Below are 17,150 nucleotides of genomic sequence, written 5' to 3'. Positions count from 1 at the left end.
GGGATGGCGTTCCCTTTCGGTTCTCTGTGCGGTTCGGCCGTCTTCGACGAGGGGGCGGACGCCGCCTTCGGCGACGTACCGGGTGGCGGCGGCCCGACGGGCGGCGGGCCGGACGTACGAGCCCGCCCGGCGCCGGACGTGCGCGGCGATCAGCCGAGCGTGCGCGGCGATCAGCCGAGCGTGCGCGGCGGTCAACCGGGCTTCGGCGGTCAGCCGGACGTGCCCGGCGAAGCCCGCCGATGTGCCCGGCGAAGCCCGCCGATGTGCCCGGCGGCAACCGCACGCTCGCGGCGGTCACCGTCCATACCCGGCGGTCGACCGCCCGTACCCGGCGGTCAGCCGCCCAGGGCCCGGCGGTCAGCCGCCCAGGGCCCGGAGGGTGCCGAAGACCCCGAGCACCCACAGCGTCAGCGGCAGCAGGGCGATCGCCAGCAGCGACTGCAGCAGTTCCGCCGCGCGGCCCCAGTACGGCAGCATCCGCCGGCCCGGCACCGTCCAGGAGGCGACGGCCAGCACCGCGGCGAGTGCCAGCAGCCCCGCCACGAAGCCGGGGCGGTCGGCCGGGGAGAGCCGCGCCGCGGTGGCGACGGCCAGCAGGAACCCTCCCCACAGGCCCGGAACCACCAGCGCCAGCCGCTGCCACACGTTGACCATGCCGCGTCCGTGCAGCAACAGCAGCAGCGACAGCACGGCCGCGGTCAGCCCCGCGGGCAGGCCGGGCTGCCGGGCGAGGGCGGCCAGGCAGCCGGCGCAGACGGCGCCGGTCGCCGCGTACAGGGCGGTCATCCAGGCGCCGGCGAGTTCGGTCCGGGTGGCTACGTCGCCGCCGTCGTAGGGATCGATGCCCTCCTGCAACTGCTGCGGGCTGGTGGGCAGCGGGGGCATCCGCAGGCCGGCCAGCCGGAACGACAGGGCGGGCACGAAGGCCCCCAGGAGCACGGCCACGGCGGCCATCGCGGCGCCCGCGCCGTCCACCGGCACGTCGGCGACGCTGACCAGGGCCCCCGCGCAGGCGGAGGCGACCGCCACCACGGCCGTGGCCATGAACAGCGGGGTGTACACGGCCGTCGCGGCCACCGCCAGCGTCGCCGCGCCGGCGGCCGTCGCGCCCGCGGCCAGCAGCCGCGCGCCGAGGACCTGGTGCGCGTGCGGGCCGGAGAGGTCGCCGCCGGGCAGCAGCCAGCCGGCCAGTGCCAGGGAGGGCACCGCCAGCAGGCCGAGGGTCGCGCCCGCCGCCGCGTCGCCCACGGCCCGGCCGGCCGAGGCCGCCCCGGCCAGCAGCAGCAGACCGGCCACCGCGGCGGTCACCGCACGGGCGACGACCGGGCCTCCGGGCCAGGCCAGCACGCCGAGCGCGGTCAGCACGCAGACCGCGACGGCCGCCCGGAACAGCCGGCGGCCGGCCTCCGGGCCCCAGCCGTGCAGCCGTTCGCGCGTGACCTCGGCGATCCCGTCGACGAGGTCGTCCAGCCGCACCTCGGGCAGCGCGTCGGCGTGCGGACGCAGGTGGAGCACCTCGCCGTCCTTCAGGTCGAGCGACTCCAGGGTGGCCTCGTCGTCCAGTGGTGCCTCGCCCAGCCGTTGCAGCACCCAGCCGCCGTGTTCCAGGCCGTTCTCCTCCAGTTCCTCGCCGGAGTAGCGCAGTACGGCGGGCAGCAGGTCGGCGACGGGAACGTCGGCGGGGACGGCCAGGTCGATGGTCCTGGCCGGGGCACGGACGGTGAGGTGGCACAGCGACGCCACCGGGCTGTCAGTCATGTGAGGGCCACGCTTTCCAGGAATGTCATCGACGAGCTTGGTATTGGCAGTTGAACGGATGCAGACTACTGACACCCCGAAGCATTCGTGAACGCCCCGGGGATTTCGCACTCTTGGCCCGGTCCATGAGTAGCGCGCCACGGTTAGGAGCCCGTTCTTGAGCGTCGTCCTATTCCGCCGCCCCGCCCGCAGGCGCGGGCCGGAAATGCCCGAGGGTGAATTGGCCCTCCAGGAGCCGCCGACCCTGCCGGAAACGGTTCCGGACAATTCGGCGGTCTGGACGTACCTGCCGATGGGCATGATGTCCGCCTCCATGATGCTGGCGTTCCTGCGGCCCGGCGGAAGCGGAGGCGCGCTGATGTACGTGGCGCTGGGCGTCATGGTCATCGGCTCCGCGCTGATGGTGGTCGGCCAGGTGATGCGCAGGAGCGGCGAGCGCAAGCAGCGGCTGCGCGGCGAGCGCCGGGACTACCTGCGCTACCTGTCGCAGACCCGGCGCAAGGTCCACCGGGCGGTCGTCGAGCAGCAGTTGGCACTCGCCTGGCGTCATCCCGAGCCCAGGACCCTGCGTTCCATGGTGCGGACCACGCGGCTGTGGGAACGGCGCACCCGGGACGAGGACTTCGCCGAGGTGCGGGTGGCCGTCGGGGACCAGCAGATGGCGATGCGGCTGGCCCCGGTGTCCGCCAAGCCGGTGGAGGACCTCGACCCGATGTGCGCGCACGCGCTGCGCCGGTTCATGCGGGCCTACAGCACGGTCCCCGAGCAGCCCATCGCGCTGTACCTGCGGTCCTGGGCCCGGGTGCTGCTGCGCGGCGACGAGGCGGCGGTACGCGGCCTGGTGCGGGCCGCGCTGTGCCAGCTGGCGGTGTTCCACGCCCCCGAGGACCTGTGGATCGCGCTGTGCGTCAGCGACGAGCGGCGCGCGGAGTGGGACTGGGTCAAGTGGCTGCCGCACAACCTGCACCCGTACGAGCAGGACGGCGCCGGGCCCACCCGCATGGTGGCCGGCGACCTGGGCGGTCTGGAGGACCTGCTCGGGGTGGAGTTCACCGAGCGGCCCGCCTTCGACCCGGAGGCGGTTCCCGGCCGTGACGAGCCGTTCACGGTGCTCGTGGTGGACGGCGGCCGGGTGCCCGCCGGGCACCGGCTCGACGGCAACGGCCTGCGCAACGTCGTCGTGCTCGACCTGTCGGAAACGCTGCGGTGGCGGCCGGGACGCACCACGCTGCGGCTGGACGTGCGGCCGGACGGGATGCGGCTGGTGCGCACCGACCGCAGCCGCAAGGAGCAGTCGACGCTGCTGGGCCGCCCCGACGCGGTCGGCCCGGCCGGCGCCCGGGCGCTGGCCAGGATGCTGGCGCCGTACCGGATGGGTCTGAGCGCCGAGACCGCCGAGCCGCTGTCCACGGACATGGAGCTGACCACCCTGCTCGGCATCTCCGACCTGCGGCGCCACGATCCGGCGGCGTTGTGGCGACGCAGCACGGGCTCGGCCCGGCTGCGTGTCCCGGTCGCGGTGGGCGCCGACGGGGCCCCGGTCGAACTGGACATCAAGGAGGCGGCGCAGGGCGGCATGGGCCCACACGGCATGCTGATCGGCGCGACCGGCTCGGGCAAGAGCGAGCTGCTGCGCACCCTGGTGGTGGCGCTCGCGCTGACGAACTCCTCGGAGACGCTGAACTTCGTCCTGGTGGACTTCAAGGGCGGGGCCACCTTCCTCGGCCTGGAGGAGCTGCCGCACACCTCGGCGGTGATCACCAACCTGGCGGACGAGGCGGCCCTGGTGGAGCGCATGCGGGACGCCGTCCACGGCGAGCTGATACGACGCCAGGAGCTGCTGCGGGCGGCCGGCAACTACACCTCCGCACTGGACTACGAGAAGGCCCGCGCCTCGGGAACGCCGCTGGCGCCGCTGCCGAGCCTGTTCATCGTGGTCGACGAGTTCAGCGAACTGCTGGCCGCGCACCGGGACTTCATGGACCTGTTCGTGATGATCGGCCGGCTGGGCCGGTCCCTCGGGGTGCACCTGCTGCTGGCCTCGCAGCGTCTGGACGAGGGACGCATGCACCAGCTGGAGAGCCATCTGTCGTACCGCATCGGTCTGCGCACCTTCTCGGCCATGGAGAGCCGTGGGGTGCTGGGGGTCCCGGACGCCTACCAGCTGCCGTCGCAGCCGGGCGCCGGTTTCCTGAAGAGCGGCGTGGAGGCGCTGACCCGGTTCCGGGCGGCGTACGTGTCGGGCGCGTACCGGTCGCGCGGGGGCGCGGTGGTCCGGGCCCGGGTCGCCAGCCAGGTGGTGCCGTGGACCGCGGACTACGTGGTGCCGCGCTCACCGGCCGCGCTGCCCGAGCCGGAGCCCGAGACGGCGGAGGAGGACGAGAACGCGCCCTCCCTGCTGTCGGTGGCCGTGGAGCGGCTGCGGGACGCCGGCCCGCCGGCGCTTCGGGTGTGGCTGCCGCCGCTGGACCTGCCGCCCACCCTGGACGGACTGCTGCCCGGCCTGTCGGAGGATCCCGAACGCGGACTGGTCTGCGCCGACCGGCCGGGACTCGGCGGGCTGCGGGTGCCGGTCGGTGTGGTGGACAAGCCGTTCGAACAGCGGCGTGACCCGCTGGTGGTGGACCTGTCCGGGAGCGGCGGGCACATCGCGGTGGCGGGCGGTTCGCAGAGCGGCAAGTCGACGGTGCTGCGCACCCTGATCGCCGCCCTCGCGCTCACCCACACCCCCCGCGAGGTGCAGTTCTACTGTCTGGACCTGGGCGGCGGAACGCTGGCCGGGCTGGCCGGGCTGCCGCACGTCGGCGGCGTGGCGAACCGGCTCGACACCGAGCGGGTCAACCGTACGGTGTCCGAGGTGAACACTCTGCTCAACCATCGTGAGCAGTTCTTCCTCGACCACAACATCGACTCGATGGCGACCTACCGCAGGCGCCGCGCGGCCGGCGAGTTCGCGGACGAGCCGCACGGCGACGTCTTCCTGGTGGTGGACGGCTGGGGCACGCTGCGCCAGGACTTCGACGCGCTGCTCCCCACCCTCAACCAGATCGCCGCGCGCGGCCTGAACTACGGCATCCACCTGGCCGTCGCCACGGCGCGCTGGCTGGAGCTGTCCCCCCAGGTGCGCGACCAGGCGGCGACCCGGCTGGAGCTGCGGCTGGGCGACGCCATGGACTCGGTGGTGGACATCCGCAAGGCCGGGACCGTGCCGCGCAGCCCGGGACGCGGCCTGGCGACGGACGGCAAGCTGCATTTCCTGGCCGCGCTGCCGCGCATCGACGGCCGGGAGAGCGCCGACGACCTCACCGAGGGGGTGGCCGGGCTGGTGGAGCGGGTCGCCGGGTGCTGGCCGGGCCCGGCCGCGCCGCCCGTACGGACGCTGCCGCACCGGCTGTCCGTCTCCGAACTGCCGGAGCCGGAGCTGGCCGAGGGACTGCGCGTTCCGCTGGGCCTCGACGAGGAGACCCTCTCGCCGGTGTGGCACGACTTCAGCCGGACGCCGCACCTGATCGGCGTCGGCGACACGGAGAGCGGGAAGACCAACCTGCTGCGGCTGGTCGCCTCGGCGGTCACCGCCCGCTACAGCCCGAACGAGGCCCGCATCCTGGTGGTGGACTACCGCCGCACGCTGGTCGAGGCGGTGCCGGAGGAGTACCGCCTCGGGCACGCGGTGTCGATGGACGCCCTGCGGGAACTGGTGGACGGCTCGGCCCGGGCCATCGCGACCCGGCTGCCCGGGCCGGACATCAGCCCGAGCCGGATGCGCCTCGCGGACTGGTGGACGGGGCCCCGGCTGTTCGTGCTCGTCGACGACTACGACATGGTCGGCGGCGGCTTCTCCGTGGGTCACCCCTTCGACCCGCTGTCCGACCATCTGACCCTGGGGCACGAGGTGGGGCTGCACATGGTGGTGATGCGGTCCGCGACCGGCGCGGCGCGGGGCCTGAACGACCCGCTGCTCAGGCGCCTGGACGAGGTCAACACGCCGGGAATGCTGCTGTCCTGCCCGCCGTCCGAGGGCTACCTGTTCGGCACCGTCAAGCCGCGCAACCTGCCGCCCGGCCGCGCCCAGTACATCGCCCGCCGCAAGGGCGTCCTCATCCAGACCGCACTGCTGGACGAACAGCCCGGCGAGGCCCCGACCGGGACCTGATGCCGGGCCGGCGAGGGGCGGCCGCGCGGCCGCGACGCCGACCAGCGAGAAGTGCCGTACGTCGCGGCGGCCGAGCCCCCGTTCGGCGGCGGCGGGCGCGGAGGTGGCCGAGCCGCGCCGCGGCCGGTAGGACACCCTCAGCTCCGGCGAGAACCAGCTGAGCCCGCCGGCCTCGCGGACCCCCCTCACCCGGCGGCGGCCTCCGGTCCGCCGCTCGCCGAGCCCGGTCCGCCGCCAGTCCGCCGCCCGTCGGCCGCCTCCGGTCCGCCGCTGGCCGGCCGCCTGCCGCCGGCGGCCTGTCGTCGCCACCGCCCGGACCGACCAGGCGGCCACACCCGTGCGTGCCGCGCCACACCCGTGCGTGCCGCGCCGCGGCAGGACGGCGACGCCACGCGCCGTGCCGGGCACGGCGCGCCATGCCGCTCCGTCGCCTCGCCCGCAAGGCCGGCCAGGCAGCAGAACCCTCGCCGACCTGATCGCGAGCGCCGAATGAACAGCACGTCTCCCATGGTCCCGTCGCTCAGGGGGGCAATCCCGCGCCGACGGCAGGTGCGGGGCGGCCGCCCTCCGGCCGCGGCCGCCCCGCCTGCACACGCCAGGACTCATACCGCGACGGTCTCTCCGACCGGCACGATCGCGAGGGGTACTTCGGTGAGCATCTCCGGGCTCAGGAAACGGGCGGTCGACTGCTGCCCGATCGGGCCGAGCATGACCTCATGGATCTGGATCAGGTTGTCGGGCGCGACCTCTCTGACGTAGTCGGCCGCCTCGCCGAGCTTTGTCCACGGCCCGCTCGTGGGCAGCAGCAGGGTGTCGACGGGGGCGTCCGGTACGTGGTAGGCGTCTCCGGGGTGGTAGAGGCGGCCGTCGACGAGGTAGCCGACGTTGGCCACGCGCGGGATGTCGCGGTGGATGGAGGCGTGCAGGTCACCGAAGACCGAGATGTCGAAACCAGCGACCGCGACGTCGTCCCCCGCGGCTACGACGGTGACCTGGCCACGGCGGGCCGACCACCGTTCGACCACCGACGCCGGTCCGTAGACCCGCAGTTCGGGCCTGGTCTCCAGCGACCTTGCGATCAGCTCCTCGTCGAAGTGGTCGAAGTGCTCATGGGTGATCAACACGGCATCGGCGGCCGCCACCGCCTGCGCGGCGTCGGGGGTGAAAATGCCCGGATCGATGACGATCCGCGCGTCCTCCTTGGCCACGGTCACGCAGGCATGCGCGTGCTTGGTCAGCTTCATCAGAACTTCCCTTCTGCCACATGTACAGCCCGGACTGTACAGTCTCTCCTGTATTCCCGGTAGCATGACCGCATGCCCAAGCAGCCCGAAGTGCCCGACGTGCCCGACGTGCCCGACGTGCGCGTACCCTCGCCCGACCAGCTCGCGGACGCCTTGAGAACCACGGTCGGCGCCCTCGTCCGCGCCACGCGGTCCTCCGACCGCCTCGCCTCGATCCCGGCGACGGTCCTGGACCTGCTCGACCGGCAAGGACCGATGACCACGGCCGACCTCGCGGCCAGCCGGGGAGTGCGCCACCAGACGATGGCCGCCACCGTGAAGGAGCTGACCGAGGCCGGCTTCCTGGCCGTCGGCCCCGACCCGGCCGACGCACGCAAGCGGATCCTCACGTTGACCTCGGAGGGGACGAACGCGATCGAAGCCGACCGCTCCGACCGCGTCAGCCTGCTCGCCCGGACCATCGCCGACGGCCTGACCGACGACGAGCAGCGCCTCCTGGCCCATGCCCTGCCCGTGCTCGACCGCATCGTGGCGAGGATCGCCCGCAGCGGCCCGACGGACGACCGCGGTCCCGTCACCGGGGCCTGGTGACTCCCACGGACACCCGCGTCGCGCCGGACTTCCGTCCGGGGAAGATCATCGGGGTCGGCCTGAACTACGCCGGTCATGCGGCCCAGGTCGGACGCCCGGCACCGCGAAGGCCCCAGATCTTCCTCAAGGCGCCCAGCGCTGTCATCGGCGACGGCCAGGCCATCGTGCTGCCCGCCGAATCCGCACGGGTCGAGCACGAGGCGGAACTCGCCGTCGTGATCGGCCGGACGATGCGCCGCGTGACCGCCCGCGGCGCGCTCGAAGGAATCGCGGGGTACTGCTGCGCCAACGATGTGACCGCCCGGGACGTCCAGCACTTCGACGGACTGCCGGACTACGCCAAGTCCTTCGACACCTTCTGCCCCCTCGGGCCGATCGTCCCCGCCTCCCGCGTCGACCCGCACGACCTGCGGATCGCATGCCTGGTCAACGGCAGGTTGCGGCAGGACGCCCGGACCTCGGACATGCTGACGCCGGTCGCGGACCTCGTCGCCCACATCTCCGCAGCCATGACGCTGCGACCCGGAGACGTGGTGCTGACCGGCACACCCGCAGGAACCGGACCGCTCAAGGCGGGCGACGCGGTCACCGTGACGATCGAACGCCTCGGCTCGCTCACCAACTCCGTCACAGTCGAGGCCGCGAGTCCATGAAGCCACCGCTGTCCGACGCGCGCCCGAGGCGCCCATCACCGGGCGCGCCGGTCCGCCCGTACGGCCGCGCCCGGCGCCGTCGCGGCGTGGTCAGCCCGCCGCCGACGCGCCGTCGCGGCGTGGTCAGCCCGCCGTCGAGGTGTCGTTCCCGGGTGGGCGCCAGCGGCGGGCGCGGCCCTTCGGGACGAGCACGGCGGCCCAGACGGTCACCAGGATCAGGCCGGCGGCGGCACCGGCCGGCCACAGGGCACGTCGCGTCGCCCGGGCACCGGCCTCGTCCCTCTCCAGGCGCACCGGCCGGGAACGGTCGGCCGGCGCCGGGCCGGGGGACGCGCCCGGCACGAAGGTGAGCGCACCGTACGGGTCGAGGCGGGGCACGTCCGCCGGGTAGGCCGTCGTGACCAGCCTGCGGGCCGTCTCGGCGGCGGACAGGTCCGGATGCGCGGACCGGACCAGGGCCGCCGCCGCGGCGACGTACCCGGCGGCGAGCGAGGGCCCGGAGCCGATGAAGTGGCCCCGCCCGCGGGGACCGATGCCGAGGACGCCGTCGCCCGGGGCGGCCAGGTCGGCGTGGCGTGGCGTGAACGCGCCCTGCGGCCGCTGTCCGCGCACGTCGACGTCGACGACGGACAGCACGCCGTCCGAGGCCGCCGGCCAGTAGTCGGCGGGCGGCGCGGCGGAGGACGCGCCGGCGCGGGGGGCGTCGGGAGCCGCGGCGGCCACGACCAGGGCGTCGCGGGCGGCGGCGTGGGCGAGGGCGCGCCGGAGGGCGGCGGAATCGCGGGTGAGAGCCGGCGACACCACGATCACGCGGGCTCCGGCGTCCACCCCCGCCCGGATGCCGTCCGCGACCGTGCCGTCCGTCGCCGCGCCCCGCTTGTCGGTGCCCCGCACGGCCACGACGCGGGCCTGCCGGGCCGCCCCCGAGAAGCCGACGCCGTCCACCGGGGCGGCGGCGATCAGCCCGGCCACGAAGGTGCCGTGGCCCACGCAGTCGTCACCGGCCCCGTCCACCGCGGTGACCCGGCCCGCCAGGGCGGGCGCCTCGATCGAGACCCCGGTGTCGACGACGGCCACCGTCACCCCGGCGCCGGTGCCGAACTGCCGTGTCCTGGACAGCTGCAGGTTCACCTGTTCCCAGGGGACGGCCTCGGCGACCGTGGCGGAGCCGCCGGTGCAGTCGGCGTCGGCCGGAAGCCGGGACGGCATCACGGGCAGCCGTACCGGATCCCCGGACGCGGCGGAGGCCGCGGTCGCGGTCGTCGGCCCGGCCGCCACCGCCGACGCGGAGAGCAGGGTGACGAGGGTCAGCACCGCCCGGCGTAGCCGCGGCCGGCGCATGCTGCCGTAACCACTGCCGGAATCACTGCCGGAATCACTGCGGGGACCGCCGCCGGAACCACTGCCGGAACCGCTGCGGGGACCGCCCCCGGAACCACTGCCGAAGCCACTGCGGGGACCGCCGCCGGAACCACTGCCGGAACCGCTGCGGGGACCGCCTTCGGAACCACTGCCGAAGCCACTGCGGGGACCGCCCCCGGAACCACTGCCGCCGCCGGGCCGGGGCGCGGGGCCGCGCCGTTCCACGGTCGGGGTCATCCGGTCACCGCCCTGCCCGGCGCCACGTCCTCGGGAAGCAGCAGCCGCAGATCCTCCAGCCCGGGGGCGGCCATCGTGCTCAGCCGCCCGGCCTGACGCGTCATCATGCCCTCCAGGACCTGACGGGCGAGCCGCGCGTTGCCGAAGGAGCGGTCACGCGGGAGCGACTCGAAGTACGAGCGCAGCACCTGGCCCGTGCCCGGCCCGCACTCGTAGCCGGAGGCGGCGGCGTGCTGCCGCACAATGGTGACCAGTTCGTCCGAGGAGTAGTCGGCGAACTCCACCCGCCGGGAGAAGCGCGAGGACAGGCCCGGGTTGGAGGAGAGGAAGCGCTCCATCTCCTCCGTGTAGCCGGCGACGATGACCACCGCCTGGTCCCGGTGGTCCTCCATGAGCTTGAGCAGGGTGTCCACCGCCTCCTGCCCGAAGTCCGACCCGGAACCCGGCCCGCCGGGAGTCAGCGTGTAGGCCTCGTCGACGAACAGCACTCCGCCCAGGGCGCGTTCGAAGGCCTCCCGGGTCAGCTGCGCGGTGTGGCCGACGTACCGGCCGACGAGGTCGGCGCGGGCCACCTCGACGAGCTGGCCGCGCGGCAGCACGCCCAGCGAGACGAGCAGTTCGCCGTAGAGCCGCGCCACCGTCGTCTTACCGGTGCCCGGCGGCCCGGTGAAGACCAGGTGGTGGCTGATGCGGGGCGCGGGCAGTCCCGCCGCCTCGCGCTGGCGGGTGACGGACAGCAGGTTGACCAGGTCGGTGACGTCGCGTTTGACGGCTGCCAGGCCCACCAGATCGCCGAGGCGGGCCAGCGGGTCGCCGTCCGGGCCCGCGCCGGCCTCGTCGGCGACCGCGCGGGCGGCCTCCTCCCCGATGTCCTCGGGGAGGAGCAGCTGGAGGTCCTGGTCGGTCATGTCGGTGAGCGTGGCGAGGCGGGTGGCCTGGCGGTCCACCATCTCCTCGAACACCTGGCGGGCGGCGCGGCCGTTGCCGAAGGCCGCGTCCTTGGGCATCCGTTCGAAGTGCACGGCGAGGGCCTTGCGGGTGGCGTCGTCGAGCACGTACTGGTGCCCGGCGCACATGCTCTCCACGATCGCCACCAGTTCCGGCACCGCGTAGTTCTCGAACTCCACGGTCCGGGAGAAACGCGAGGCCAGGCCCGGGTTGGAGGCGAGGAAGTCCTGCATCTCGGCGGAGTACCCGGCGGCCACGACCACCACGTCGTCGCGGTGGTCCTCCATGAGCTTGAGGAGGGTGTCGACCGCCTCCCGGCCGAAGTCGGCACCGGAACCGCGGCCGTCGGAGAGCAGGGTGTATGCCTCGTCGACGAACAGCACGCCGCCCAGGGCGCGGTTGAACGCCTCGGTCGTCTTGATGGCCGTACCGCCGATGACCTGGGCCACCAGGTCGGCCCGGGAGACCTCGACGAGGTGTCCCGAACGCAGGGCACCGAGTTCGGCGAGGACCGCCCCGTAGAGCCGGGCGACGGTGGTCTTGCCGGTGCCGGGCGGACCCGCGAAGACGAGGTGCCGGCCCATGGGCGGAGCGGACATGCCGAGTTTGGCGCGGCGCTGGGCCATCCGGGTCAGGTTGACCAGCGTGCGCACCTGCTGCTTGACGTTGTCCAGTCCGATCAGCGCGTCGAGGGCGCCGAGGGGACCGTCCGGCCGGGCGAGCCGGGCCTCCTCGCCGTCGGCGCCCTGCTGGCCCGCGGGGTGCGGGCCGTCGGTCCCGTCGGCGCCCCAGGCGTCCGGCCTGCCGTTGCCGGTGCTGGTCAGGCCCTCGACGGCGAGCCGCTCCCCGGGCCTGGAGCGGACGAGTCCAGCGCCGCCGTTGTCCCGGACGGTGCAGTTGACCACGGACACCGGTTCCGTCGACTCGACGCACAGACCGTCCTGCGTACTGCCGCTGATCTCACAGGAGTTGAACGAGCCGCGGCCTGAGTCGGCGACCAGGACCCCGTACCGGCCGCTGCCGGCCACCCGGAGCCGGGTCGCGGTCAGCTCGCCGCCGCCCTCGACGGTGACCCCGGACTCCTCGGCCCCGCTGATCTCCAGGTCCCGCACCGTCATGATGCCGCCGGCCCCGACCGACACACCGCCGGCGGCGGGCGCGAGGACCGCTCCGCCGCCTACATAGACGTTGCCGTCGTCCTCGGCCCGGACACCGCAGCGCCCGGCCCGCTCGACCGTGCAGTCCTCCAGTCGGCCGCGGCCGTCCTTCAGGACCTCCACCCCGTGCTCGCGCGGCGCGTTGACGCGGGCCCGCCTGATCAGCGGGTTGGCGCCGGTGCGGATGGAGACGCCGGTGCCCTGGGCGTCGGTGACGTCGAGCCGGTCCAGTTCGGCGGCCGACTCCTCCTCCAGCAGCACCGCGGTGGTCGCGCAGTCCCGGACGGTCAGGCCGATCAGGACGGGCGAGGAGTGCCCGTTCACCCGGAGGGCGGGAGCCTGGGCCGCGTCCAGCCAGCAGTCCTCGTACGTTCCCCGCGACCGGTCGGTGACCAGCAGCCCGTGGCCCTTGGTGCGTGCCGTACGGCAGCGGCGGACCACCGGGTCGCTGCCGGCGCTGACCACGATGCCGACGCCGGTGGTGCCGGTGACCCGCACGTCCTCGAGTTCCGTCCTGGCCCGGCTGACGAGCTGGACCCCCGTGCTGGTGTCGTGCACCACGGTCCGCAGCACCCGTGTGGTGCTGTGCCCCTCCAGGGCGACGGCGGGCTTGTCGGTCGAGGAGATGTCGCAGTCCTCGACCGAGGCGTGCGCCTCTCCGTTGGCGAGGACGCCGTTGCCGCGGGCGTCGCGGACCGTGCAGCCGCGCAGGGTCAGCCGGCCGCTCTCACCGACGACCACGCCGGAGGTGCCGAGGTGCTCGATGGTGCAGGACTCGACGGAACTCTCCACCACGGCGGTGACCACGACCCCGGCGCCGCCGGGATTGCTGACCCGGCAGTCCCGCAGCGCGAGCGAGCCGCCCGCCCGGGCCAGCAGGGCCGTCCAGGCGGCGCCGGTGACCTCGCACCCCTGCATCGCGACCTGGCCGCGCGGCGCGTCGATGACGGGGAGTTCCTCGTCCCGGCCCTGGAACACCAGGTCGGTGAGCATGGCGGCCTCGGCCTTGAGCACCAGCGCGCTGCCCCGGCGCGGCGCGATCCGGACACTGCCGCGGGCCTGCTCCGCCACGATGGTGACCGGGATGCTGATGGTCAGGTTCTCCGCGTACGTCCCGGGAGCCACGCTGACGACGGCGCCGCTGCGTGCCCTGGCCAGCGCCTCACCGATCGTCCGAAAGCCGTCGGGTCCCTCCGGGCTGACCGTAAGTACCTGGCGTGACAAGCGCGTTCCTCCTTCTCGGCGCCGCACGGCACGAGTCCGCCACGGATTGCCTTTGCCTGACCATCATGCCGGGCCCCCGCCCTGCCCACCCGCCCGGATCCCAGCAAATACCCTGGTCCTGAGCGTTACTTGAGCTTCAGAGCGCTTGGTCTTGGCCAGCTCCCGGCCTCTCGCGCGAGACGTGACACATCTCATGCCCCGCTTGACCGAGCAGCCCCTCTCCCCGGTCGGCGAGGGGCGCCGACGGGCCGAGTGTCCGACAGCGGCAACGGTCACGAGGATCACGACGCCTGGCCCGCCGGCCGACCGTTCAGTCGCCTCTGCGGACACCCCTCCACTTGTGTACACACATGACACTTCGTACCTTCGAGCGCATGACGCCCCCACTGTCCGGAGAGTCGATCCGCGATGTCCGGGCACACCTGGCCGAGGTCGTGGAGCACGCCGGCCTCGACGACGTAGCCACCGTGATCACTCGGCGGGGAAAGCAGGTCGCTGCCGTCGCGTCCATCGAGGTGCTGGGCAAGTACCAGGAGCGGGAAGAGCGCGAGATCAACCGGATCATCGACGAGCGCATGGCCGGTCCGGCGCCCGGCATCCCGATCGAGGACGTCATGAGGGAGACGCTGACGCGCGGCGAGTGAGTACCGCGTCCTCCGGCCCGAGGCGCAGGCCGTTCACGCCCTGCCCGGTCCGCCGGGCCGTCGGCCTCCTCCCCGGCCGACGGCTTCGCCTGGTCGACTTCCCTGGTGGAACGACAGTCCCGCGATGACGGACGTTCCGCGCGTGGGGCGGGGGCGGACGGTCCAGGCGGCGGCCAGACCGTCGACGAGGATCAGGCCCCGGCCGCCCTCGGAGTCCGCGTCCGGTCGGGCCGGTACCGGCTTGCCGGTGCCGGGGTCCGACACGGCGAGCCAGTAGTGGCCGTCGGCCGGCCACAGGACGAGTTCGATCAGGTCCTCGTCCTCCCGGCAAGCGCCGTGGCGGATGGCGTTGGTGACCAGCTCCGACGTCAACAGGCCCAGATCGTCGCCGAGATGGGGGCGCAGGACGTGCGGCAGCGATTCGGCGACGGCGTGCCGGGCCCGCCGTACGGAGGCGGGGGGGCGGGGAAGTGCCAGTGGGCGGGTACGAGGGGGATCTCGGGCATGGCGAACTCCACGGCGGTGTGAGGGGTTTGGGTTCGCCGGTGGCCTGCCGCCCTGGCCGCGGCCACACCCGCCCAGGGCAGGCGGGCATGACCGCGCGGCGCGCTTCCGGCGTTGCGGTGTGTAACTTGCACGTGACCCGAAGCTAGCGGCTCCTCATGGCGCGACGCCACAAATTCGGTGGCAAATTGCCACGATTGAGTTGGGCCAAGGGTGAGAAGCGCGGCAGACTGACGCAGTCGGGCAGAGAGGACAGCGTGTCGATGCGAAGTGCACCCACCGAACGCCAACAGCGACTTGGCGCTGAGCTGCGCAAACTCCGCGTCGCGGCAGGTGCAAGCACGCAGTACGCGGCCGGTCTGCTGGGTCTGGACCGCGCGAAGATCTCCAACATGGAGGCCGGGACTCGGATCACGAGTCCGGAGCGAGTGCGGACGCTTGCCAGCAACTACGACTGCTCTGACCAGATGTACGTCGATGCCCTGGCGACCATGGCCAACGAAACGGAACCGGGCTGGTGGGAGGAGTACCGCGGCGCCTTGCCGTCTGGGCTGCTCGACATCGCCGAGCTTGAGTGGCACGCCAAACGCCTGCTCACCGGGCAGATCGTCCATCTGCCCGGCCTCCTGCATACCGAGGAGTACGCCCGTGCGGTGTTCAACTCCGGGCTGCCGCGCATGTCCCGTCTCGAGGTCGAGTTGCGCGTGAAGCATCGGATGGCTCGGCAGCAGATCTTGGATGAGCCGATCTCGCGTCCGTATATCGGGTACATCCACGAGGCGGCGCTCCGGATGCAGTTCGGTGGGCGCAAAGGCACCCGGACCCAACTCGACCATCTACAGGTCATGTCAGAGCGCGACAACATCACTCTGCGGATCATCCCCGTCAGCTGCGACGGCTTTCCCGGGGCGGGGCACGCCCTCCTGTATGCCGAAGGCCCGGTCCCACAGCTCGACACAGTCCAGTTGGATTCGACGCACGGCCCCGAGTTCCTCCACGCCGACGCCCAACTCGCCAAATTCCGTGCTCACCTCGACTGGATGGATGCGCACTCGCTGAGCCCCGAGGCATCCCGGGATCTCATCCACTCCGTCGCCCGCGAACGCTAAGGAGCCCTCATGCCAGTCATCACGTGGGAAGCCCCCTACTGCGCGGAAGGCAACAACTGCTTCCGCCTAGGTACCGACGCCGACGGCAACGCCTACATAGCCGTCGCCGGCCAGGAGGAGCACTACCTCACCGACTCCCTCGACGCCCTCCGCACCCTCATCACCGACATCAAGGCCGGCAAAGCCGACCACCTGCTGTAGGGGTCGCCGCGCGCTTCGCCACCAGCCCATTCGGTTGGTGGTGTGGGTCACCTCGCCGCATTCTCCGACGCCATGGAGTCGCCGCTCAGCCGAGGGCAGGTTCCTTCGTCGGCAGAGCGGCGTAAGGCTGCCCTTCCTGGGGTCACGGTGGCCGGCGGACGCCTGGGCGAGGACAGGTGCCGGTCGGCGTCTGCGAAACGCTCGGGCCGAAGGCGGCCCCGCACTCCTCGGCGATGGAGGACTGTGGCAGTTGCCCTGGTCCGCGACCGCTGGATCAGAACGCATTCTGATTGTGCTGGCAGCATGAACGTCACGGATGCCGACACCGTCACCTTCTCCGACCTCTCGCGTCGCCCCAAGGAGGTCGCGGAGCGGGCCGCACACCTCGGCCGGGTCCGCGTCACACACCGCGACGCCGACGACTTCTACCTCACCGCCGCTGACAAGGAAGACCTGCGCGACCAGTCCCTGACCACCGCCTCGCGCATGTTCCTGGCCCTGATGAAACACGACGCGGCGGCCCGCACCCTGCTGCTCGCCATGCCGGACGTCTTCCCCTGGGTACGGCACCTCACCGAAGACGAAGTCCGCGAGTTCACCGTGGAACTGGTGGTTGCGCTGTCGGATGCCGCCGAACTGGATGCCGACGTGACCACCCAGGAGGTCATCGCGGGCTGGCGGGCCACCGCCCGCATCAAGGCCGACCCCTCCGCCTACCGTGATGCCAAGACTCCCACCAGCGGCGACTTCGGCAGCGTGGACGCCCCCGCGTGAGCCCCAAGCGGGGCGACCGCGTGACTGTCCCCGCGCCGGACGACGAATGGGAGATCCGCTTCGGTACCAGCGATGCCGTACGCGGCTGGGAAGAACTGTGTCGCCTGGCCCTGGCCAACACCCGCCGCTGCTTCGAGGTCCTGCGCGTCGACCCTCGCTCACGAGCGAACCCCGACCGCCAGCACCGACTCCGCGGCGACCTCGCCACCCACCAGCACAACGGAGCCGATCTGGAGCAGTGGGAGTACGAAGTCACCAGCGGTGGTCGCGTCCGCTACGTTGTCGACGACGCCACCCGCACCATCTGGCTCTTGTACGCCTCACCCCGCCGTCCCAAGGACACCGACCGGTGAATCGACTGCCAGAACCGGTCCCCCGGGATGCGAAGGCAGTTCCAGCTCCTGCTTCCACCTCGGCACCGACGCCGACCCGAGCGGGTGCCGGTGCCGGAGAGGACCACGAGGAGACCGGCGGGATCGCCGGCCTCCTCGCCCGGCTGCGCGGTACGGATGGGGCACGCCCCTACTGACAATCCGGCGTCATTCGGCCCGGATGTCGTCCACGAACACGACGCCCTTGGTCGCCGCGCCG

General features: G+C 73.1%; 13 protein-coding genes. 8 read left to right on the top strand and 5 right to left on the bottom strand.

The features are described from left to right. Nucleotides 1-357: 357 nt before the first annotated feature. Nucleotides 358-1,758 (bottom strand): type VII secretion integral membrane protein EccD, encoded by a 1,401-nt coding sequence (gene eccD / locus VKA29_RS21230; RefSeq protein WP_324787465.1) that lies wholly within the window; start codon nt 1,756-1,758, stop codon nt 358-360. 205 nt (nt 1,759-1,963) lie between these two features. Here eccD and eccCa point away from each other — a divergent pair, with 205 nt between their 5' ends. Next, nucleotides 1,964-5,911 (top strand): type VII secretion protein EccCa, encoded by a 3,948-nt coding sequence (eccCa, locus tag VKA29_RS21225; protein ID WP_324787559.1) that lies wholly within the window; start codon nt 1,964-1,966, stop codon nt 5,909-5,911. 602 nt (nt 5,912-6,513) lie between these two features. Here eccCa and VKA29_RS21220 read toward each other — a convergent pair. Further along, complete coding sequence (locus VKA29_RS21220) at nt 6,514-7,155, bottom strand: MBL fold metallo-hydrolase (RefSeq protein WP_324787464.1); 642 nt, start codon at nt 7,153-7,155, stop codon at nt 6,514-6,516. Nucleotides 7,156-7,227: 72 nt separating this feature from the next. Here VKA29_RS21220 and VKA29_RS21215 point away from each other — a divergent pair, with 72 nt between their 5' ends. Together VKA29_RS21215 and VKA29_RS21210 are read left to right on the top strand one after the other, a co-directional pair. Continuing rightward, entirely contained in the window at nt 7,228-7,746 is a 519-nt protein-coding gene (locus VKA29_RS21215; RefSeq protein ID WP_324787463.1) for a MarR family winged helix-turn-helix transcriptional regulator, read from the top strand. Further along, entirely contained in the window at nt 7,743-8,399 is a 657-nt protein-coding gene (locus tag VKA29_RS21210; RefSeq protein ID WP_324787462.1) for a fumarylacetoacetate hydrolase family protein, read from the top strand. Before VKA29_RS21215 ends, VKA29_RS21210 begins: the two co-directional genes overlap by 4 nt. 123 nt (nt 8,400-8,522) lie before the next feature. On the opposite strand, the gene VKA29_RS21205 is transcribed toward VKA29_RS21210, so the two are convergent. Together VKA29_RS21205 and VKA29_RS21200 are read right to left on the bottom strand one after the other, a co-directional pair. Continuing rightward, the gene (locus VKA29_RS21205; RefSeq protein ID WP_324787461.1) at nt 8,523-9,740 is read right to left on the bottom strand and encodes a S8 family serine peptidase; all 1,218 of its coding nucleotides are present in this window, start codon (nt 9,738-9,740) and stop codon (nt 8,523-8,525) included. 254 nt (nt 9,741-9,994) lie between these two features. After that, a complete protein-coding gene (locus VKA29_RS21200) occupies nt 9,995-13,327 on the bottom strand; it encodes a right-handed parallel beta-helix repeat-containing protein (RefSeq protein WP_324787460.1) in 3,333 nt (1,110 codons plus the stop codon). A gap of 374 nt (nt 13,328-13,701) precedes the next feature. Here VKA29_RS21200 and VKA29_RS21195 point away from each other — a divergent pair, with 374 nt between their 5' ends. Next, a complete protein-coding gene (locus tag VKA29_RS21195; protein WP_324787459.1) occupies nt 13,702-13,971 on the top strand; it encodes a type II toxin-antitoxin system prevent-host-death family antitoxin in 270 nt (89 codons plus the stop codon). A 33-nt stretch (nt 13,972-14,004) separates the two neighbouring features. Here VKA29_RS21195 and VKA29_RS21190 read toward each other — a convergent pair whose 3' ends face one another. Beyond that, a complete protein-coding gene (locus VKA29_RS21190; protein WP_324787558.1) occupies nt 14,005-14,376 on the bottom strand; it encodes an ATP-binding protein in 372 nt (123 codons plus the stop codon). Between the two features lie 362 nt (nt 14,377-14,738). Between VKA29_RS21190 and VKA29_RS21185 the strand changes: the two genes are divergently transcribed. The 4 genes from VKA29_RS21185 to VKA29_RS21170 all read left to right on the top strand — a co-directional run bounded on the left by VKA29_RS21185 (nt 14,739) and on the right by VKA29_RS21170 (nt 16,912). Next, nucleotides 14,739-15,584: a helix-turn-helix transcriptional regulator gene (locus VKA29_RS21185; RefSeq protein ID WP_324787557.1), complete on the top strand. Its 846-nt coding sequence runs from the start codon at nt 14,739-14,741 to the stop codon at nt 15,582-15,584. A 9-nt stretch (nt 15,585-15,593) separates the two neighbouring features. Continuing rightward, the gene (locus VKA29_RS21180) at nt 15,594-15,785 is read left to right on the top strand and encodes a hypothetical protein (protein WP_324787458.1); all 192 of its coding nucleotides are present in this window, start codon (nt 15,594-15,596) and stop codon (nt 15,783-15,785) included. 303 nt (nt 15,786-16,088) lie between these two features. Continuing rightward, complete coding sequence (locus VKA29_RS21175; RefSeq protein ID WP_324787457.1) at nt 16,089-16,559, top strand: prevent-host-death family protein; 471 nt, start codon at nt 16,089-16,091, stop codon at nt 16,557-16,559. Then, nucleotides 16,556-16,912, top strand: coding sequence for a hypothetical protein (locus tag VKA29_RS21170; protein ID WP_324787456.1), 357 nt, complete (start codon nt 16,556-16,558; stop codon nt 16,910-16,912). The genes VKA29_RS21175 and VKA29_RS21170 overlap by 4 nt, the downstream gene beginning before the upstream one ends. The last annotated feature ends 238 nt before the right edge of the window (nt 16,913-17,150 follow it).

The sequence above is a fragment of the Streptomyces sp. H51 genome (assembly GCF_035656535.1).
GTDB lineage: Bacteria > Actinomycetota > Actinomycetes > Streptomycetales > Streptomycetaceae > Streptomyces.
This window is presented reverse-complemented; position numbering and strand designations above follow the sequence as displayed.